Origin of the sequence: Chryseobacterium ginsenosidimutans (assembly GCF_024807225.1) — a bacterium.
Taxonomy (GTDB): domain Bacteria; phylum Bacteroidota; class Bacteroidia; order Flavobacteriales; family Weeksellaceae; genus Chryseobacterium; species Chryseobacterium ginsenosidimutans.
In genome coordinates this window covers 3,123,987-3,143,069 of record NZ_JANUCO010000001.1, presented here as the reverse complement: position 1 = coordinate 3,143,069, position 19,083 = coordinate 3,123,987, and the positions used below count along the sequence as shown (strand labels likewise).

At 32.3% G+C, this 19,083-nt stretch carries 24 protein-coding genes, 4 tRNA genes and 1 pseudogene; 16 read left to right on the top strand and 13 right to left on the bottom strand.

The annotated features are described in order from the left end of the window. Window positions 1-8: 8 nt before the first annotated feature. From J3D55_RS14850 to rhaM, 8 genes are all read left to right on the top strand, one after another. Complete coding sequence (locus J3D55_RS14850; RefSeq protein ID WP_259132281.1) at window positions 9-578, top strand: hypothetical protein; 570 nt, start codon at window positions 9-11, stop codon at window positions 576-578. Window positions 579-585: 7 nt separating this feature from the next. Then, the gene (locus J3D55_RS14845; RefSeq protein ID WP_259132280.1) at window positions 586-1,248 is read left to right on the top strand and encodes a rhomboid family intramembrane serine protease; all 663 of its coding nucleotides are present in this window, start codon (window positions 586-588) and stop codon (window positions 1,246-1,248) included. Window positions 1,249-1,279: 31 nt separating this feature from the next. Further along, window positions 1,280-1,636: a hypothetical protein gene (locus J3D55_RS14840; RefSeq protein ID WP_259132279.1), complete on the top strand. Its 357-nt coding sequence runs from the start codon at window positions 1,280-1,282 to the stop codon at window positions 1,634-1,636. Between the two features lies 1 nt (window position 1,637). After that, window positions 1,638-2,372 (top strand): helix-turn-helix domain-containing protein, encoded by a 735-nt coding sequence (locus J3D55_RS14835; RefSeq protein ID WP_259132278.1) that lies wholly within the window; start codon window positions 1,638-1,640, stop codon window positions 2,370-2,372. A 142-nt stretch (window positions 2,373-2,514) separates the two neighbouring features. Next, complete coding sequence (locus J3D55_RS14830; RefSeq protein WP_259132277.1) at window positions 2,515-3,300, top strand: SDR family NAD(P)-dependent oxidoreductase; 786 nt, start codon at window positions 2,515-2,517, stop codon at window positions 3,298-3,300. Beyond that, window positions 3,297-3,941, top strand: a complete 645-nt coding sequence (locus J3D55_RS14825; RefSeq protein WP_259132276.1) for an NAD-dependent epimerase/dehydratase family protein — start codon at window positions 3,297-3,299, stop codon at window positions 3,939-3,941. The genes J3D55_RS14830 and J3D55_RS14825 overlap by 4 nt, the downstream gene beginning before the upstream one ends. Further along, window positions 3,895-4,290 carry a Rossmann-fold NAD(P)-binding domain-containing protein gene (locus J3D55_RS14820; protein ID WP_259132275.1) on the top strand — a complete coding sequence of 132 codons (396 nt, stop codon included), beginning with the start codon at window positions 3,895-3,897 and terminating at the stop codon, window positions 4,288-4,290. Before J3D55_RS14825 ends, J3D55_RS14820 begins: the two co-directional genes overlap by 47 nt. 78 nt (window positions 4,291-4,368) lie before the next feature. Continuing rightward, on the top strand, window positions 4,369-4,686 hold the full coding sequence (gene rhaM / locus J3D55_RS14815; protein WP_259132274.1) for an L-rhamnose mutarotase: 318 nt from the start codon (window positions 4,369-4,371) through the stop codon (window positions 4,684-4,686). Between the two features lie 20 nt (window positions 4,687-4,706). Here the strand turns inward: rhaM and J3D55_RS14810 are convergent, their stop codons facing one another. The 7 genes and pseudogenes from J3D55_RS14810 to J3D55_RS14780 form a co-directional block, all read right to left on the bottom strand. Then, window positions 4,707-5,066 carry a DUF4180 domain-containing protein gene (locus J3D55_RS14810; protein ID WP_259132273.1) on the bottom strand — a complete coding sequence of 120 codons (360 nt, stop codon included), beginning with the start codon at window positions 5,064-5,066 and terminating at the stop codon, window positions 4,707-4,709. 6 nt (window positions 5,067-5,072) lie between these two features. Further along, window positions 5,073-6,539, bottom strand: coding sequence for a ligand-binding sensor domain-containing protein (locus J3D55_RS14805; RefSeq protein ID WP_259132272.1), 1,467 nt, complete (start codon window positions 6,537-6,539; stop codon window positions 5,073-5,075). 73 nt (window positions 6,540-6,612) lie between these two features. Continuing rightward, window positions 6,613-6,942 (bottom strand): antibiotic biosynthesis monooxygenase family protein, encoded by a 330-nt coding sequence (locus J3D55_RS14800; RefSeq protein ID WP_259132271.1) that lies wholly within the window; start codon window positions 6,940-6,942, stop codon window positions 6,613-6,615. A 19-nt stretch (window positions 6,943-6,961) separates the two neighbouring features. Further along, window positions 6,962-7,813 carry a peptide chain release factor N(5)-glutamine methyltransferase gene (prmC, locus tag J3D55_RS14795; RefSeq protein WP_259132270.1) on the bottom strand — a complete coding sequence of 284 codons (852 nt, stop codon included), beginning with the start codon at window positions 7,811-7,813 and terminating at the stop codon, window positions 6,962-6,964. Then, window positions 7,814-8,572 (bottom strand): peroxide stress protein YaaA, encoded by a 759-nt coding sequence (gene yaaA, locus J3D55_RS14790; RefSeq protein WP_259132269.1) that lies wholly within the window; start codon window positions 8,570-8,572, stop codon window positions 7,814-7,816. 4 nt (window positions 8,573-8,576) lie between these two features. Continuing rightward, window positions 8,577-9,278, bottom strand: a complete 702-nt coding sequence (locus J3D55_RS14785; RefSeq protein ID WP_259132268.1) for a CPBP family intramembrane glutamic endopeptidase — start codon at window positions 9,276-9,278, stop codon at window positions 8,577-8,579. Between the two features lie 42 nt (window positions 9,279-9,320). After that, window positions 9,321-9,933: pseudogene (locus J3D55_RS14780) on the bottom strand (L-threonylcarbamoyladenylate synthase). Between the two features lie 101 nt (window positions 9,934-10,034). On the opposite strand from J3D55_RS14780, the gene J3D55_RS14775 reads away from it, so the two are divergent. The 4 genes from J3D55_RS14775 to J3D55_RS14760 all read left to right on the top strand — a co-directional run bounded on the left by J3D55_RS14775 (window position 10,035) and on the right by J3D55_RS14760 (window position 10,443). Further along, window positions 10,035-10,107, top strand: a tRNA-Met gene (locus tag J3D55_RS14775). 39 nt (window positions 10,108-10,146) lie between these two features. Further along, window positions 10,147-10,219, top strand: a tRNA-Met gene (locus J3D55_RS14770). A gap of 39 nt (window positions 10,220-10,258) precedes the next feature. Then, a tRNA-Met gene (locus tag J3D55_RS14765) sits at window positions 10,259-10,331 on the top strand. Between the two features lie 39 nt (window positions 10,332-10,370). Further along, window positions 10,371-10,443: transfer RNA gene (locus J3D55_RS14760), tRNA-Met, on the top strand. Window positions 10,444-10,606: 163 nt separating this feature from the next. Here J3D55_RS14760 and J3D55_RS14755 read toward each other — a convergent pair. The 5 genes from J3D55_RS14755 to J3D55_RS14735 form a co-directional block, all read right to left on the bottom strand. Then, window positions 10,607-11,059 (bottom strand): carboxymuconolactone decarboxylase family protein, encoded by a 453-nt coding sequence (locus J3D55_RS14755; protein WP_259132267.1) that lies wholly within the window; start codon window positions 11,057-11,059, stop codon window positions 10,607-10,609. Window positions 11,060-11,470: 411 nt separating this feature from the next. Further along, window positions 11,471-11,668, bottom strand: coding sequence for a hypothetical protein (locus J3D55_RS14750; protein ID WP_259132266.1), 198 nt, complete (start codon window positions 11,666-11,668; stop codon window positions 11,471-11,473). Window positions 11,669-11,723: 55 nt separating this feature from the next. Continuing rightward, the gene (locus J3D55_RS14745) at window positions 11,724-12,245 is read right to left on the bottom strand and encodes a GLPGLI family protein (protein WP_259132265.1); all 522 of its coding nucleotides are present in this window, start codon (window positions 12,243-12,245) and stop codon (window positions 11,724-11,726) included. Between the two features lie 60 nt (window positions 12,246-12,305). After that, on the bottom strand, window positions 12,306-12,590 hold the full coding sequence (locus J3D55_RS14740; protein WP_259132264.1) for a hypothetical protein: 285 nt from the start codon (window positions 12,588-12,590) through the stop codon (window positions 12,306-12,308). A 406-nt stretch (window positions 12,591-12,996) separates the two neighbouring features. Then, the gene (locus J3D55_RS14735) at window positions 12,997-13,578 is read right to left on the bottom strand and encodes a hypothetical protein (protein ID WP_259132263.1); all 582 of its coding nucleotides are present in this window, start codon (window positions 13,576-13,578) and stop codon (window positions 12,997-12,999) included. A 338-nt stretch (window positions 13,579-13,916) separates the two neighbouring features. On the opposite strand from J3D55_RS14735, the gene J3D55_RS14730 reads away from it, so the two are divergent. From J3D55_RS14730 to J3D55_RS14715, 4 genes are all read left to right on the top strand, one after another. Continuing rightward, on the top strand, window positions 13,917-14,282 hold the full coding sequence (locus J3D55_RS14730) for a BlaI/MecI/CopY family transcriptional regulator (RefSeq protein ID WP_259132262.1): 366 nt from the start codon (window positions 13,917-13,919) through the stop codon (window positions 14,280-14,282). Between the two features lie 5 nt (window positions 14,283-14,287). Beyond that, window positions 14,288-16,156, top strand: coding sequence for a M56 family metallopeptidase (locus tag J3D55_RS14725; protein ID WP_259132261.1), 1,869 nt, complete (start codon window positions 14,288-14,290; stop codon window positions 16,154-16,156). A gap of 274 nt (window positions 16,157-16,430) precedes the next feature. Beyond that, window positions 16,431-17,330, top strand: coding sequence for a GLPGLI family protein (locus tag J3D55_RS14720; RefSeq protein ID WP_259132260.1), 900 nt, complete (start codon window positions 16,431-16,433; stop codon window positions 17,328-17,330). A 125-nt stretch (window positions 17,331-17,455) separates the two neighbouring features. Beyond that, the gene (locus tag J3D55_RS14715; protein ID WP_259132259.1) at window positions 17,456-18,298 is read left to right on the top strand and encodes a GLPGLI family protein; all 843 of its coding nucleotides are present in this window, start codon (window positions 17,456-17,458) and stop codon (window positions 18,296-18,298) included. A 59-nt stretch (window positions 18,299-18,357) separates the two neighbouring features. Here J3D55_RS14715 and fsa read toward each other — a convergent pair whose 3' ends face one another. Next, on the bottom strand, window positions 18,358-19,011 hold the full coding sequence (gene fsa / locus J3D55_RS14710) for a fructose-6-phosphate aldolase (RefSeq protein ID WP_259132258.1): 654 nt from the start codon (window positions 19,009-19,011) through the stop codon (window positions 18,358-18,360). Window positions 19,012-19,083 lie beyond the last annotated feature (72 nt).

The following is a 19,083-nucleotide window of genomic DNA, read 5'->3' as shown; positions in this document are numbered from 1 at the left end:
TATACACATTGAAAAAAATATTATTTCCGATTATTTTAATTTCCGCAATAAGTTTTTCCTGTAAAAAGAAGGAAGTTAAAAAGGAAACAACAGTAGTTTCAGCGAACACAACCCCTGTTGATTCTACTGAAATACCTCAAGTTGAAGAAGCATCTGTTGATTCGGAAAGCGTGAAATCTGATTTGGATTATGATGAAGTTAATGAAAAAGATTTCGGAAAATGGAAAGGAGAGTACTTTTTAGATTATATCGATTATGCCGGAGAAAATGACGGAACGAAACTTAAAGCAAAACTGATCCTCGATTCTCCCACAGACGGAGATTTCTATCTTTGGTATGAAAAGCCAAATGATACCGTAAAGGAAGGAATGCACCATGTTTACGGAAGTTTTGGAAAAGCAGACAATACAAATAATACGATTAAATTTTTGCCCGAGATTATTTCTGAAGGTGAAGATACAGGAATTGATTTGGACTACTTTTTGTATAGCAAAGACGGAAAATTTTACATCAAAAGTGAAATGATTCCTTCAGAAAATGGAGATTCTAAAGAACTCTTCATTCAAAAAATTAAATAAAAAACAAATGAATATTTTAATAGTAATTATAGCAATTACTGCCATCATAAGCTTTGTAGCACCCAATGGAAGCAGTAATTTTGAAAAATATAAGTTCAGCGTTGGAGCGATTCTGAACAGAAAAGAATACATTCGTTTACTTTCTGCCGGTTTTCTTCATGCGGATATTATGCACTTGGTGTTGAATATGTATGTTCTTTATTCGTTTGGTCCGGCAATATTAGGCGCTTTTGGAATTCCTGGATTTTTAGCAATTTATATAGGATCAATTATTGTTGGAAATCTATTGTCATTATTAATATATAAAAATCAGAGTTGGTATTCAGCTATCGGAGCTAGTGGAGGTGTTGCTGGAATTATTTTTGCGAGTGTTTCTTTGAATCCTGTACTTACAAAGATCGGGATTATATTTTTACCCCCTCAGTTGAGTATTCCTGGATATATTTTTGGACTGCTTTATTTTGCGTATTCAGTTTATAGCATGCTAAACCCAAGAAGTAATGATAATACAGGTCATGCAGCACATTTAGGAGGTGCTTTTTTCGGACTTATATATTCAGTTTTAATATTTCCTGAACTTGCAATGCACAATATACTCTATCTAGGAATTATGGCTCTCCCATTGATTTATTTGAGCTATGAGATTTTTGTAAGGAAAAGAATAGGGTAAAAGTTTATCTTTAACTAAAATATCAAAACCAATGAACGCATCAGAGTTAAACAATTTTATCGTTGTACTTATTTATGGTTCATTGGTTTTGCTGTCTTTACTGAAGCTGGCAAATCCTTTAAAAGTCAATAAAAAAGCTAATTTCTGGTTCGGGATATTTCTCTTTTTATGGTCGACTTTCTGGCTTGATGAAGTTCTTTTTTTAATCACGGATACGACGATCGAAATTCACGTGCTGTTTTTGGGACGCTTCATTCAGTTTTTAACGCCCATTGTATTTTATTTCAGCGTTTTATTTTATACAAATCCGGTTTTTAAGTTTAAAATCTACGACCTTAAATATCTGGTTTCTTCCCGTAATATTTTTACTAAGTCTCATTTGTGTTGAATTGGGTTTTCATACTTTTCAATATGTTACTATAAGTCTAATTCTCTTTCAGGCTTTATTTTACAGCGGACTTTCGTATTTTACGATCAGGAAACATCAGAAGAAAATTCAGCAATTCTCTTCGAATACGGAAGAAATTAATCTGAACTGGCTTGAATATATCATTCTTATTATTTTCATCGTAAGTATCGTTTTTGCGATTTATAATCTGTCTTTTAATGCCAAATCATTAAATGTTTTCATTAATACCATCTTTTTATCGGTAATTTATTTCGTGGCTTATAATTCTTTAAAGCAAAAAGAAATTTATCCGGTAGAAGAAAAACAGCGTGAAGAATTAATTTCCATGGATGATTCTAAAACAGAAGAAATTAAACGTAAACTTATTTCTGACGAAGAATTAGTAAAGATTAAAATGCAGTTGGAAGAAGTCATGGAAACCCAAAAACCATATCTCGACAGCGAACTTAATTTGATTAAGCTTTCCGAAATGCTTTCCGTTTCCACACATCATTTGTCGTACGTAATCAATACTGGTTTTCAGAAAAACTTTTTCCAGTATGTCAATGAATTCAGGATTGATTATGCTAAAAAATTATTGAAGGATAATCACAAACTTTCAATTCTTGGAATCGCCTATGAATCCGGATTCAATTCAAAGACCTCTTTTAATACTACCTTTAAAAAATTCACGAATCAAACTCCTTCCGAATTCAAAAACAGTTCAGATTTATAAATTTTAACTTTATTTTTGATTTAAGTAATTGATTTACAATTGTTAATGAATTTTAAATTTTTACTTAAAAATAGGTTCACTCAGATAATTTGGAACATAAAAAGGACTTTTTGAAGATACTTTTGCTCCAGAAAGTTTTGTTATGAATATCAAAGAATCATACGCAGTTGTGACAGGAGCGAGTCAGGGATTAGGAAAAGCGTTTGCCGAAAGTCTTGCCCAAAAGAAAATCAATATTATTCTCGTGAGTCTTCCCAATCAATATTTAAAAGAATTGAGTGAAGAGATTTCAGAAAAATTTAATGTAAAAACGCATTACTATGAAGTTGATCTTTCCGTTAATGAAAATGTCTTAAATCTGACAGAATGGTTAAATAAATCATTTGATATTCATATTTTAATTAATAATGCAGGATTAGGCGGAACGAGAAAATTTTTAGATGCAAGTCCTAATTATATCAATACGATTCTTCAGGTGAATGTAATGGCGACTTCTTTAATTACTCATCAATTATTGCCCAATTTACTGAAACAGCCTCAAGCGTATATTTTAAATGTGTCGAGTATGACTGCATTTTCTCCGATCGGTTTCAAAACGGTTTATCCGGCTTCCAAAACCTTTGTGCATTCGTTTTCAAGAGGTTTGCATGAAGAATTGAAAGATACCAATGTTTTTGTAAGCGTTGTCAATCCGGGTGCGATGAAAACCAATCCTGATGTAAGCAAAAGAATAGAGAAACAAGGGTTTTTAGGAAAATTGACCCTTCTTGATCCTACTAAAGTTGCGGATTATTGTATTAAGCAGCTCTTTAAAAAAGATTCTGTAATCGTTGTAAATCCTGTAAGCTGGATTATTATGAAAATATTGCCAATCTGGATTAAGCTCCCATTAATGACAAGCGCAATTAAAAAAGAAATCGAAGCATGAAAAAAGTTTTTGTTACCGGAATTACTGGACTTTTAGGAGCAAATGTTGTTATAAAATTATTAGAAGATGGTTATTTTATTATTGCTTTGGTGCGCCAGAAAAGCGGTTATTTGGGTAAAGAAAATGAAAACCTTAAACTGATCGAAGGTGATTTGTTTTCTGATATTTCAAAGCATTTGAAAGAGGTTGATTACGTCATTCATATTGCGGCGGAAACCCAACAAAATCTACTTTTTTACAAGGATTATGAGCGAATAAATTATGATGCAACCATCCGGTTATTTTCTCAATCTGTAGAGGCAAAGGTTCACAAATTCTTGTTTATAAGCTCTGCAAATACGTTGGGTTTTGGTGATTTGGAAGATTTAGGAAACGAAAATAGTCAACAGAAATATCCTTTTACCCATTCTTTTTATGCTAAGAGCAAACAGGAAGCAGAAAATTTTCTGTTAAAAAATAATGAAACAACAGAAGTCATCATTTTAAATCCGACTTTCATGATCGGAGCTTACGATTACAAGCCGAGTTTCCGGGAAAATTATCTTTTGGGTCTGGAAGAAAAAGCTGTTATTTTACCCGAAAGGTGGAAAAAGTTTGGTTCATGTAGAAGACGTTGCCAATGGAATTGTAAAAGCAATTGAAAAAGGAAAAAACGGCGAAAAATATATTTTAACGCATGAAAATCTGAAGTATAAAGATTTCTTTCAAAAGGTAAATAAAATAACCCATCAAAACTCGGTAATGATTCCGATTCCGGATTTTATTTTAAAGACTTTGGGTTTTATAGGAGATGTTTTAAGATGCTTTAAAATTAAAACCAATTTAAGCTCTGTAAATATGAAAGCATTAAGAATAGACAATTTTTATTCTAATCAAAAGTCAATTGATGAATTTGGAATAGAATATCAACCCATTGAGAAGGCTATTAAAGATGCTGTTCGTTTTTTCGAAAATAAAGAAAATACCTCAAAAAAGTTGAATAAAATATAATTGCTCACTAATTAAATTTGGTTGTTTTGAAAATGATGGTTAGTTTTGGTATTCAAAAAAATACATTCAAAACAAATAATGAAAAAAAGAGTATCCTTCAAAATGTTTCTAAAGCCCGGCTGCGAAAAGGAATATGAAAAAAGACACCGTGAAATATGGCCGGAATTAAAAGTATTACTGAAAAATTCAGGAGTATCGGATTATACGATCTATTGGGATAAAGACACCAATATTCTGTTTGCTCATCAAATCGTTTCTGAAGGTTCTGGTTCTCAGGATTTAGGAGCTTCTGAAATTGTGAAAAAATGGTGGGATTATATGGCAGATATTATGGAAACCAATCCGGATAATTCTCCAATTAGTATTCCTTTAGAAGAGGTTTTTCATTTAGAATAAAAATAATCGGTTTTAAAGATTTAGTGTGAAAGTTTTTCCAAGGCTTGTTCTAAATTTTCAACAAAATTAATGTGCTTCATTTTATTGCTTTCAAAAATAAAATCTTTAATACTGTTGCTTTCATACTTGCTGAAATCTCCGACAATCGCCAATCTCACACGATAATTTGAGAATTTCTGAAGAATATCTCCGGCAATTTTTGTTTTCAGATCAAAAAATTCCGGAGTAATATTTTCTTCGTAAATAATAATTTTATCGAAATCCTGGTAATACATATTTCCCAAAAGATCTAAACCATCTTGAGCGTTTTGTATGATGATTTTATCAGAAATTATTTCTGCGATTTTGGTATTGTTGATTTCGTGGGTTTTGGTTTGCATCGTTAATTATTTTTTTTCAAGCTTCACTAAACCTTGTCTTGTAGCAAGATATAGATTTCCTTCATCATCCATTTTCATGGTAGAAATATATGAGGTAGGAATTTCTGAATTTTCATTGTGGTAGTTTTCCCAATTTCCATTGAGATCGTAACGAACCAATCCTGCTCTGTCAGTCGAAATCCAAATAACTTTTTCTTTTTTATCATAAACCACACAATTTGTATGATTGAAAGGCATTCCGGAATTATCTGTTGTGAATTGTTTAAAAGTTCCATCATTAGATCTTATGGCAATTCCTTCGTTATTATTCACTTTTAATTTATCTGCCCTGTTAAATTCATATAAAGTGAAATATAAATTTCCGTTTTCATCTTCGTCCATAGAAGTGATGGTTTTTCCCTTCAATACGGTGTCAGAATTTTCAAAATTTGTTACTTTACCGTTTTCGTCAATCATGGCAGTTCCTTTGAAAGTGCCTATCCAAAGTCTGTTTTTGGCATCTCTTTTTGCAAATGAAATAATACCTGCAGGCATCTCTTTGATTTTATCATGATTGATCGCAGACCATTTTCCATCTTTAAGAATTGTTATGGCTTCATTTGAACAGAAAAATATTTCTCCGGTTTTCTTGTTATTAATAATTTCATTAGCACGATCAAATCCCATAACTTTTGGGTCGTATTTTGTCCATTGTTCATTATTGTAACTGTAAACATTATTGCCGGCGTAGATCCATTTTGTATTGCTATTGTCGGATTCTAATGCCGTATAAGAAAAATATTTTCCTTTATCAGTAATATTTTGTTCTGCATTTATAAATTTAGAACCATCGAATTTTACGAGTCCTTCATCAACAGTCAACCACACAATTCCATCTTTGTCAATAGCGATATTATCTGTTGTATTATTAGGAAGATTAGAGTTTTTCGAATTCCATACAGTGATTTTATAATTTTTTAAATTTTCGTTTTTATAATTATAATTTTTGTTGAAAATTTCCGGTTTGGTGGGTCTGTCAAACGATTTTTTAAAAGCATCCACATCCACTCTTTCGACACCACCTTTTATCGAATTGTCTTTAACTAGAAAAGCCAAATTAATAGAACTTTTGTCCTCTTTTTTATTATCAGTAATTGCAGGATTCCAAGCTTTAAATTTGTTTAATTCTTGTATGATTGTTTGGGTAATAATATTATTTGATTGGTCTGTGTGACTTAAAACGCACGCTTTTCCTTTTGAATCTACTAAAACCTGAAATTTTATTCCACCAGATAATCCCTTTAGAGTAAGAGATTTATTAAGTCTTTCATTCAGTTTTTGAAATTCTTCTTCATTATATCCAGCTTTTGTATCTCCGCAATCGAGACAGAATTTATCAGTTTTACAATTGTCTAATTTAACCGGAAAAAGATTTTGTGCGTAGATTTTACTTGATAAAACAAAAACAGATAAAAGAAGTAATGATTTTTTCATTATGTTTAAATTTTTATTTAAATGGTTTATTAGCTTATTTATTTTCGTTGAAAATATTGTTTTATTGCAAATTTTACTTAGATTCCGGTAAAAAAGTTTCTACAACTTTATACATTCCCATATCGAATTTTGCGATTTGTAAGGCTTCTTCCAGATAAGGTGATGCTGTAGAATTGTTTCTCATATTTTGATAATCTTCAATGCTTTTCCATTGTGCGTACATCGTAACTTTCGTTCCATCAAGGCTTTTGTGAAGACTTGAAGAGATAAAACCTTCAATATTACGAACTGTATTTTTTGTAGCTAATATGAGAAGATCAACTAATTTTTGCTGGTTTTCCGGCTCAACGGTGAAAACGTTTATCAGTGTTAAATAATTATTTTCCTTTGAGATTGTGGTCATATTTTAGTTTTCAGTAAAGTTATTTTTTTCCGAAAATAAATCGGTCATTTTCAGATAAATCTTTTATTAATTCTGCTTCAGAGAAACCATCGACATATAATTCCAACGTTTCAGAACCTAATTTTTGGTTGATTTCCAAAAATAATAGTCCGTTTTCATTTAGATGTTTTTCAGCATCTTTTGCAATTTTTCTGTAGAAAATCAGAGCATCGGAAGTAGGAGAGAAGAGTGCCATTTTCGGCTCAAATTCCTTTACAGAATCGGCAATTTCATGTTCTTCTTCGATTCCGATATAAGGTGGATTGGAAATAATAATTTCAAAGTTTTGGTTAAAATCAAAATTCAGATAATCCCCATGAATAAAATTAATTTCCAGCTGATGAAAATCTGCATTTTTTCTCGCCGTTTCCAAAGCTTTCTCTGAAAAATCGATCGAAGTAACTTCAGCCTGCGGAAAATATTTTTTTAAAACCAAAGGAATAATGCCGCTTCCGGTTCCGATGTCTAGGATTTTTAGCTTATTACTCGTGAATTGTGAATTGTTAATTTTTTGAATTGCAATTTCCAATAATTCTTCCGTTTCGGGACGTGGAATTAAGACACTTTCATTTACGAAAAACTTCATTCCGTAGAATTCTGTTTCACCCAAAATCTGTTGATAAGGTTTATTGGTTTTTAATTCTGAAATCACTTCTAAAAGCTTTTTCTCAATATCAACGGCTAATTCCTGCTCTGAAAGTTTTCTTTGATCAAAACTGCTGAATCCGGCAATTTTTTCAACAAAAATAGATGACAAAAACACAGTTTCCGAATCTGTATACAACTCGGAAAGTTCTGTTTTAAAGTATATTTTAAATTCTGAAATCGTCATTTATCTTGTAAAAACCAGTTTTATATCGGTAGATTTTTCCTCATCAATTCTGTACCCTTCATAATTGAAAGCTTTCACGTCATCCAAATTCTGAGCATTGGTTTGCGCGCAGAATCTTACGACCAAACCTCTTGCGTGCTTTGTATATACCACAATCGTTTTAAGTTTTCCTTCTTTTAATTCATAAAAATCAAAATCAATTACAGTGTGGTTCAATTTTTTACGATCGATTACTTTAAAATATTCGTTACTTCCGAGATTTAAAAGGATTTCATTTTTCTTCATTTCAGAATTAAGCTGTTCCGTTACTTTTTCTCTCCAGAATTCGTAAAGATTCTTGTATTCATCGAACACAAAAGGTCTTCCCATTTCCAGTCGGTAAAGCATTACTTTGTCAGAAGGCTTCAGCAAACCGTACAATCCGGAAAGCATTCTATAATTTTTTTGCAGATAATCAACCGCAGTTTTATCCAGTGTTTTGGCATCCAAACCTCTATAAACCTCGCCTGTAAAAGCAAACATTGCAGGAGCAGATTCTTTGGCAGTAGGTTTTGCCTTCCATTTTTGGTTTCTTTCCCAATTTTCGTCTGCCAGTTTTGACGAAATTTCCATTAATTCGGAAAGGTATTTTGGAGATTTGTGTTTTAAATAAGATTGTATAAATTCCGCCTGTTCAATGAATTTTGGGGTGGTAGATTTCAACAGTTCGGTTGAGTTTTCTACGTTCATTAATTTAGCAGGAGATGTTACTATTTTCATAATGTTAAAATGCAGATAAATGTTTAATATTAATAAAATTCATGACCATTAACGATATAAAATCGTACATAAAATGGCAGATTATCAATATTTTTATGTTTGAATAAAGTTTATAAAACATTGCAAAAACGATCCCGATAAAGAGAGGTCCTACAACCTGACCAACCGTTCCGTAAGTGCTGTGAAGAATCCCAAAAAGAATGGCAGAAATTATGATCCCGAAATACTGATTTTGGTAAATTTTCTCCAATCTCGGTTGCATATAACCGCGCATCAGAAGCTCTTCTATAACACCCGCCGTTAAGCATGTAAAGATAATTAATAAATAATTGTTTTTAAAAATTGAAAGAAGCCGGATAATGATAGCACTGGTTTTTTCGTGTGTTATATGTTTGATGAGAAGATTGAGAAAACTTCCCCCAATTGCACAAATTAAGTATAAACTTATAATAGCTTTTACATAAAATCCGATTGAATATTTTTTGTCTTTCCAAAGTAGAAAAGTATCTTTTTCAATGAAAAAACTATAAAGAAAAGTGATGGCTAAAACCAACCAGATAGTAATTCTGGAATAGAAAAATTTTTCTGCCGTAACCGCTGTAGTTCCTGTTATTGTATTAATAAAAGGAAAAATATACAACATCGCCGAAGCCAACAGCACGAAAGTAAGCAAAATTCCTAAAGAATGTTTTCCGTTCAGACTCATCAAATCAATATAAATTGATAGTTAATTATTTTTGGTTGATAGTTAAATATCTCCTTTTCCTTGTCTGATAATCTCAGGTTTCTCCGGAAGTAAGATCCACGATCGTAGAAGCGACGTTATCTCCATAACCGGAATCGATCACGATATCCACCAAATTATCATATTTTTCTGCGATCAGTTCAGGATCTGTAGAGTATTCCAAGACTTCATCATCATCTTTAATAGACGTTGAGGCAATCGGATGTCCTAATTTTTCAACAATCAACTGTGGAATCGGATGATCCGGAACACGAATACCGATCGTTTTGTGACCTTTGTAAGCCAACGGTAAATTTTTATTGGCATCAAGAATAAAAGTAAAAGGTCCTGGAAGATGGCTTTTTAAAAACCTGAAAACAGAAGTGTCAATCGGTCTTGTAAAATCCGAAAGATGACTGAGATCATTACAAATTATAGAGAATTGGGCCTTTTCTAACTTGATTTTTTTTATCTGAGCCAGTTTTTCCATGGCTTTTACATCAAAAATATTACATCCAAGAGCATAGATTGTATCCGAAGGATAAATGATTAATCCACCGTTATTTAAAGTTTTAATAACCTCATTGATAAGGTTTTCCTGAGGATTGTCAGGGTAAATTTTCAGTATCTTTGCCATAGTTCAAAGATACGAATATTAAAATAGTTTTCATAAAAGTCCTTTATTTAAAAGAAAAATTAGGATTTTCAAAAAATATTCGTACATTTGCAATCCAATATCGCGGGATGGAGCAGTAGGTAGCTCGTCGGGCTCATAACCCGAAGGTCATAGGTTCGAGTCCTGTTCCCGCTACTAATTAAACGTTTGTCGGTAACGTTTTAAAAAATATACCGCGGGATGGAGCAGTAGGTAGCTCGTCGGGCTCATAACCCGAAGGTCATCGGTTCGAGTCCGGTTCCCGCTACTAAGCTAAGTGTTTTCGGTAAACACTCTAAAAATACACCGCGGGATGGAGCAGTAGGTAGCTCGTCGGGCTCATAACCCGAAGGTCATAGGTTCGAGTCCTGTTCCCGCTACTAAGTTAAGTGCTTTCGGTAAGCACTCTAAAGATACACCGCGGGATGGAGCAGTAGGTAGCTCGTCGGGCTCATAACCCGAAGGTCATAGGTTCGAGTCCTGTTCCCGCTACTATTTTAAAGAGGATTTCAAATTTTGGAATCCTCTTTTTTATTTCTCCTAATCGTGAATTAAATTACTTTTACTTCTTTTTACATCCTAAAGAATACGAAAAAAGAGAACCACGGTATGGCTCTCTTTCTATTAAATCAAATCTAAATTTTGGAGCAATATTCTATCCAAACATTCCTACCTGATAATCTCCCGGGATTTGTCGGAAAGCAATATTGAATCTGTTCCAAACATTGATTGCATTCACCACCAACGTAAGATCTATGATTTCTTCTTCTGAGAATTGCTTTTTTGTGTTTTCATACACTTCATCAGAAACGTGAAGAGCATTCACTGCTTCAGCATATTCAAAAGCAGCTCTTTCTCTGTCTGTGAAATACGGAGTTTCTCTCCAAGCGCTCAGTCCGTACAGACGTTGTTCTGTTTCGCCCATTGCACGAAGTTCCTTCGAGTGCATATCAAGACAATAAGCACATTGGTTGATCTGAGAGATTCTGAAATCAATCAGCTCCATCAATTGTCTGTCAATAGAAGAATGTTTTAGGTATTGATTAATTCCAAAGATCGGAGTGATTGCTTTTTTTCCTTTTTCAAATAAATTGATTCTTGATTCCATAAAAAAGTATATTTTAAATTGTTATACCTTTATGACAACCGTATTTTAATTATTGGACAAACTTTAGGAAAAATAAATGAAAAACTTTAGAGTATGTTTAAAATCAAACCTTCAAGGTTTTTAAAACCTTGAAGGTTTCAGGATGACAAACCTAGCGGGAAATTATAATTAAAAACAAAAAAATCCCGCTTATAAAAAGCAGGACTTAAATATCGACGGGACAAAAATATTGCATCTATTATTTTAAAGGCTATGGCTTTATTCCTCATAAAGTAAACAATATAAATCTCTTAAATGTTTTTCCTGTGGAAACCTTTGGTGTAGTTTATACCATTGGTTGAGAAATAATAAAAGATGTTGAAGAATTTGCTTCAAAAGAATTCAAGAAATTTAATAACATGAAAAACAAAACTAATTGGAAGCTTCATTTTCCCATTCATATTTTTGTTCAACCGTAAATCGTTGACTGGTTGTTACTTGAACTTTGGCACTTGTTTTCGGCAAATTGTCCGTTACTTTGGCAAATATTTTATTCATGTGAGCTTCTTTCGCTGCAACATAATCCTTCAAACTTATTTTTTCTTTATTTAAAAACTGTGGCTTATACACAATTGCACTTTTATCATCAATATTAACTGATTCTGCCTTCCAAATATCATGATCTCTATTGTCGGTTTCTAATATCTAGGATTAAGCCAGGCAATCCATAAAATTTAAATGGACCAGCAGAATAAGGTAATTCTTTTGTAAAGTATGCAGTTACTTTTGATCCTCTGAAAATTGCTGTTGCTTTAGTGCAATTATAACCTAGAATTTTTTTAGTCTCCTTTTCAATTTTCCATTCAGGTTTTGGTACTTTATCATAAATAAAGAATTCTTTACTATCCACACTGGAAGTGAAAAAGATATCTCTTTCTGATTCGTTATTTATGTCAGAGACGTAGTACTGTTTGTTTGGTTTTCTTCCCTTATCTAAATTAACAGCGATAGTCCAATCACCAGTTAATTTGTTTTCTGTTATAATCGAATCCTGAATAGAAATTATTTGATTATTTTTTATATACAAATCTTCATGAGTTGTTGTATATGATGATAATACTTTTAGATATTTTACGTGAACTTGTTGTGAGAAATAATGTCCAGAAATAAAAAGTACAATCAATAGAAAAATTCTTATCATAATCATATATTAAAAATTTTATAACCCTCCCAGTATGCTGGAAGGGCTGTTAAACCAACTTAAATTTTATGGATTTGACACTAACCACCCTGAAGCCCAAAGTGCAACTTGAACACCTGTTTGCCATGCCTGACAACTTCCTAAATCAGGCTGATCAGAATAAACTGTTTGGTAACCTATTACCTGACCTCCTGACCAGTATGTAATTGCTACACCGCACTGTCTAACGGGTGCTTTCTGTTCTGTTTTGGCTTTCTTTTCTGCCTTCTTTTCAGTGTTTACTTTTTCATTACCTTTAGCACTTGCTAAACCAGCTACTCCTAGAGCTACAATAAAGAGCATTTTTTTCATAAATGTTAATTTTTTAAATTGTTAATGATTAATTTTTTTCGATTGCAATCTATTGACAATATTACATTAAAATTCTTATTCACAACTATGGAAAGTGGTATTTGCTAAAACATTGTTAATCTGTATGATAATAATATTTTAAAAGCATTTATGAGTTGAAATTTTTCTTTAAAAAACATTTATGAATTAATTTTTATCCTTGTATTTAGAGTGAAATATAGTTAATTGTACGCTACTTTTAGCATTATATTCTTTTTTTTCATATACTAATAGCTTTAAACTTTGTTTATTGGGATTAAGAAATTTTAAATAAACTCTTAGGAACTAAATAAGACTGATTAATAATTAAAAACAAAAAAATCCCGCTTATAAAAAGCGGGATTTAAATATCATTTAATTAAAAAAATTATTGAGCCAGTTGATTGAAAGGCGTAAGAGCATTATCATCTGCCATTGTCTGACCGATAAATTCTTTTTTCTGATTTCCTTTCATTCTGTTTGCAGCGTCGTTTCCGTTGAAGAAAGATTCGCTAAGTTTTGTAGTGATTTCAGCAGGGTTGAATTCAAACTTCGTATCACCTTCTACACCAAGATATCCGTTCTTTCTTGTAAGGTTTGTGATGTAGTTGTTATAATTAATCAAGGTACCTCTGAACATTGAAGTATGATATTCCATACATTTTTTGGCTTTTTTAGAAGAATTGTTCAGGATACAGTTGTTCATGTTTCCTCTGTAAAGACGCCATTCAAGTTCCACTGTTCCGTATTCTCTTGCCAAAGCGGTTTTACCGTTCGTAAGAATATTCGGGTCGCTTTCTTTTTCGCTGATTTCTTTCAGATACTTAATCGATAGAGGAACTGTATTTTCGATTTTGGTTTTAGCCTGCCCTATCGCACTGAAATCCGCAGCCGGAGTACCTTTCTTTTGAGCGGTAGTAATGTTAAAAATAAGTAATAATAGTACAATTAATAAATTATATCTTTTCATGAGAAATTTTTAAAGCACTAAAATAAATATAATTTCTCGGTTTAAACAAATAGATTTTAATTTTATTTAATAAAATTTAACAAGTTTTAAGAATTTCTTTTGTAATCAAACATTTTTATATCGATTAAATAGGCAATAAATTGACTACGTTAAAAATTTAACATATTTTAATAAAATTTATTTAATTGATTTTCAATTGATTATATTGATTTTTAGTTTATCACTAAAAAAATAGTTGTTTCAATTGATTTTATTTCTACATTTGTATAACTAATTTCTTAGTGATACAGAATTAAGTGAAAATTTTATGTCACAATTAATGATAAAATGAAAAGGATATGAAAATTCAGACTTTAACAAAAGCGGAAGAGCAGGTGATGCAATATTTATGGAAACTGGATAAAGGATTTCTAAAGGACGTTCTTGATCTTTTCCCTGAACCAAAGCCTCACACCAACACCGTTTCTACAATTTTGAAAGTACTGAAGGAAAAAGAATTCGTAGACTACAGCGTATACGGAAGACAGCACGAGTATTTTCCGTTGATTTCTCAGGAGCAGTACTCAGGAAAAACGATGAAAAGTCTTGTGAAAAATTATTTTAAAGGTTCTTACAAAAGTGCCGTTTCTTTCCTTGTAGAAAAAAACGAAATGACGGTAGAAGACCTTCAAATGCTATTAGACGAGCTTAAAAAGAAAAACTAACAACTATGGAAACTGTACTTCTATACTTCGGAAAAGTTATTTTATGTTCTGGTGTAATGTTTTTGTATTATCAGTTGTCTTTAAAAGACAAGACATTTCATCACTACAACAGATTTTATCTTTTGTCGGCGATGCTCATATCGTTGCTGCTTCCTTTAATAAAGGTTGAAGACTTCACGATTGAAGTAAACAGTGATATATATAAGCTAATAGATAAGGTACAGAATTTTAATACAACTAAAAACTCAAACAATGACCACATTTATTTTAGAATTATTTTTTCAGCTTTGGGATTGGCTTCTTTCTATTTTTTAGGAAGATTTATCTACGGGATTTTCAGGATCCAACAGCTTAAAAGTCAGTTTCAGAAAGAAAGTTTTGATGGGATCAATTTTTACCATACAAACCTTACTGAAGCTCCGTTTTCTTACTTTAAAAACCTTTTCTGGAAGAATTCCATCATGTTGAATTCTGAAGTCGGAAAGCAGATTTTAAAGCACGAAATGGTGCATATAGAGCAGAAACACTCATTCGACAGAATCTTTATTGAGATCATTACGTCTATTTTCTGGTTCAATCCTTTTTTTCATATCATTAAAAAAGAAATTAGTTTAATTCACGAATATCTGGCTGATAAAAAAGCCGTAAAACAATCGGACACAAAAGCATTTGCGCAGATGCTTTTAGCAAGCCACTTTTCCGGAAACCAGTTGCCTGCGACAAGTCCGTTCTTAAGTTCAAACCTTAAAAAACGATTAAAAATGTTACAAAAACCTAACACCAAATTCGGGTATGCGCGTAGAATTTTTGCATTGCCTGTCCTATTTTCGGTAGCTTTTGCTTACCTGGTAAATGCTAAGAATACAGAAATTAAAGCAACCAATATAGAAATTGAGAAAGCAGTTTCTCAAATCAAAAACGATAATCATATCAGTATTAAAAAAGATACGATCACTCCAAATTCATCTAAAAACCATGTTGTAGTTACTCCAAGAGTGTACAAAAGAGCGGAAGATGATAAGAAAATTGCTGATCTGAGTAAAAAAATTCAGGAAAAGAGCGAAAACCTGAAAAATCTTAAACCTGAAAGCAAAGATTACAATAAGAATTTAGAAGAAATCGGAAAATTATCTGGAGAAATCGGAAAGATTGCAAGTTCTCAGGATTTCCTAAAATCTGCGATGGTCATCAGAATGGACGGAAAAGATGTTAATGTCAACGATTATTTTAAATCAAAAGAATGGAAAGACAAAGTAAGAGAATTGGAAGATCTGAATGTAGAAATTCCTGATATTCCTGAAATAAATGTTGATTTCCCAGATGCTCCACCACCGCCGCCAAGTTCTCCGAATGCTCCAAACGCATCTAAAGTAAAAGTATATACTTTCAAAGACATGAAAGATATGAAATGGTCGCCGGACATGGAAAAAACGTTTAAAATATCAGAATCAAGAGCAAAAGACGATGAGGCAACTGCCAAAAAAAGAGCTAAACTTGATAAAGAACGTGCAAAATTAGACGAAAAAAGAGCCAAACTTGAAGTTGAGAGAGCTAAGTTGAATGCAGAAAGAAGAGCTTTAGATGGTGATCGAAGAGTATACATTTACGGCAATACTAATAATACTTTTAAGCCGATGAAATTCGACAATGTAAGAGTAATGACGATGAATAATAATGCTAAAATCATTGGAGGTGAAGGTATGAAAAAGTATACAGGAGACATGAGTAACATGAAGTTTTATATCGACGGAAAAGAAGTGACAAAGCAAGAACTTGAATCTTTGGAACCGAATAAAATCAAGAATATGAACGTCAATAAAAGATCAAAAGACGGCGACAGTTCGGGAGAAATAAGAATCGAAACGAAAAATTAATTATAAAAAGTTCCAATTATAGGCTTTGTCAGTAAACATAAAATTTCAAACCTCAAATTTTTAATTTTAAACCAACTTATTGACAAAGCTTTTTTTATTTAAACTTAATTTGAATATCCGTTTTCCACCTAAAATGTTTAAGTAAAGAAATTTGTGTCCTTTTTTAAGTAGAACGTCTTTGTATAACTTAAAAGCATTTAGCTATCAAAAAATCTTTGCGTTTAAATTAATTCTAGGCATTAAAACGGTCAATTAAAAACTTAAAATACAACGTATGAAAAATAGCATTTTACTCTTTTTATTTTTAGGAGTGCTTACCAACGCTCAGATCAATCGTTTTTTTTACGAATACAAATCTATTCCGGATTCTAATAATAAAGAAGACGTGAAAAAGGAAATGATGTTTTTGGACATCGATAAAAACGGATCAAACTATTACAGCCGAGACAAATTTGTGGCAGATTCTACTTCGATGGCAGAAATTCAGAAACAAATTAAAGGCGGCGGCGGAAGCATCAGTGTCAACAGAAGAGAAAGCCCGGAAACAACTTCTTATAAAGTCATGAAATCGTATCCCGATTTTAAAACTTACCTTTTTACAAGAGTTTCTACAGACCAGTATAAAGTAAAAGAAGAGGAAAAACCAGTATGGAAAATCCTGGCCGATAAACAGAAAATCGGGGAATACAATGCTCAAAAAGCAACCACAGATTACGGTGGAAGACAATGGATTGCGTGGTTCACAACAGATATTCCTTTTCAGGACGGACCGTATAAATTCTACGGACTTCCGGGATTAATCGTGAAACTGGAAGACACAACTGGATCACACATTATGACTTTAGTCGGAAACAAAAAAATAGAAACTCCTGCCGAACAAAAAGAACTGGAAATGCCCGGAAACGTAAGAGTGATGGGAATCGGCGGAAAAGAAATTGAAGTAACGAAAGATCAGTACAAAAAAGTCTGGAAAGATTATGTGAACGATCCTACCAAAAACATGAGACAAATGATGATGGGAAATACAGAAAACTCAAAAGTATCTTTTAAAGTAAGAAGTTCGGACGGAAAAGAAATCTCAGATCCGAATCAGGTTTTCAGAGAAATGGAAAAAAGAACAAAGGAATCTTTAGCAAAAAATAACAATCCTATCGAACCGGATTTGGTAAAATAAGAACAAAAAATATTCTTGAAAAGCAGGGTGAAAGTTATTTTCATCCTGCTTTCTTTTATTATCTTTAAAAATCAAAAAATAAAACAGATTATAAAAATTAAACTTAAAAACGAAACAAAATAGTAATGAAGAAGATAATTTTTTCCTTTGCATTCCTTTTAGTAATAATGATGAATGCTCAAAATAAACGATTTATTTATGAGTATAAATTAATTTCAGACTCAACAAAAAAAGATGAAACCAAAACAGAATTAATGTTTTTGGATATTTCTAAAAAAGGATCGAAATTTTACAGTCGCGATCGCTATATTTCAGACTCATTAATTCAGGTTCAGTCTAAAAATCAAAACTTAGATTTTACTAAAATTAAGTTCGGAATCATCTCTTATGTTGTTGAAAAATCTTATCCCGATTACAATATTCTATTTTTCAATCGTTTGGATATGGATGATTATAAAGTCTCGGATGAAAGAAAGCTAAGCTGGAAAATTTTACCGGATAAAGAGAAAATTGGCGAATTTAATACACAAAAAGCAGTTGCAGATTTTGCAGGGCGACAATGGACGGCTTGGTTTGTTACAGATATCCCTATTCAGGACGGACCGTATAAATTTCATGGTTTACCTGGTTTGATCGTTAAAATTGAAGATAAAACCAATTCTCATTTTTATAATTTAAAAGCGATTAAAGATTTAAAAGATGAAGAATGGAAAAGTGAAACCGATAAAAAAAGATTCGGAGCATTGATCTCTTTATCTCAAGATAAATACAAAAACCAGTTCCTGGACAGTCGTAATAATCCCACAAAAGGAATGCGACAAATACTTTCAAGCGGAGAAAAAGTTGTAATGACCGATGAAAAAGGAAATAAATTGGATATCGAAGAGATGATGCGCAAACGCGAAAGAAAAGTAAAAGAAGATAATGCGAAAGACAATAATATTCTTGAGATTGATCTGTTGAAATAAAAACTTCGGCGCGGAAACAAAGTTTCCGCGCCGAATTATATCTAAAAGAGGATCAATCCTTATGCTAATTTCTGAGAATCTGCAATAAACTGAGCCAATCCGCTGTCTGTTAATGGATGTCTTAGCAAACTCAAGATCGGAGGAAGTGGTGAAGTGATCACGTCTGCTCCGATTTTAGCACAGTCGATAATGTGCATTTGATGACGGATAGAAGCTGCTAAAATTTCAGTTTCATACATATAGTTATCAAAAATCAATCTGATTTCCTGGATTAAGTTTAATCCGTCAGTTGAAATATCATCAAGTCTTCCCAAGAAAGGAGAAACATACGTTGCACCGGCTTTTGCAGCCAGAAGAGCCTGTCCTGCAGAGAAAATTAGGGTACAGTTCGTTCTGATTCCTTTGTCAGAAAAATATTTTAACGCTTTGATACCGTCTTTAATCATCGGGATTTTCACTACGATATTTGGGTGAATTGCTGCCAATTCATCACCTTCTTTAATCATTTCTTCGTACGTTGTAGAAAGAACTTCAGCAGAAATATCTCCGTCTACGATTTCGCAGATTGCTTTATAATGATTTTTAATAGCTTCAGCTCCCTGAATACCTTCTTTTGCCATCAATGAAGGATTTGTTGTTACTCCATCAAGGATTCCAAGGTCTTTAGCTTCTTTTATTTGCTCTAGATTAGCAGTGTCAATAAAAAATTTCATTTGTTTTACAGATTTATTTTATACAAAGATAAACATTCCATTTTGTGTGGGAAATTAATTTGGGGGTGAGTT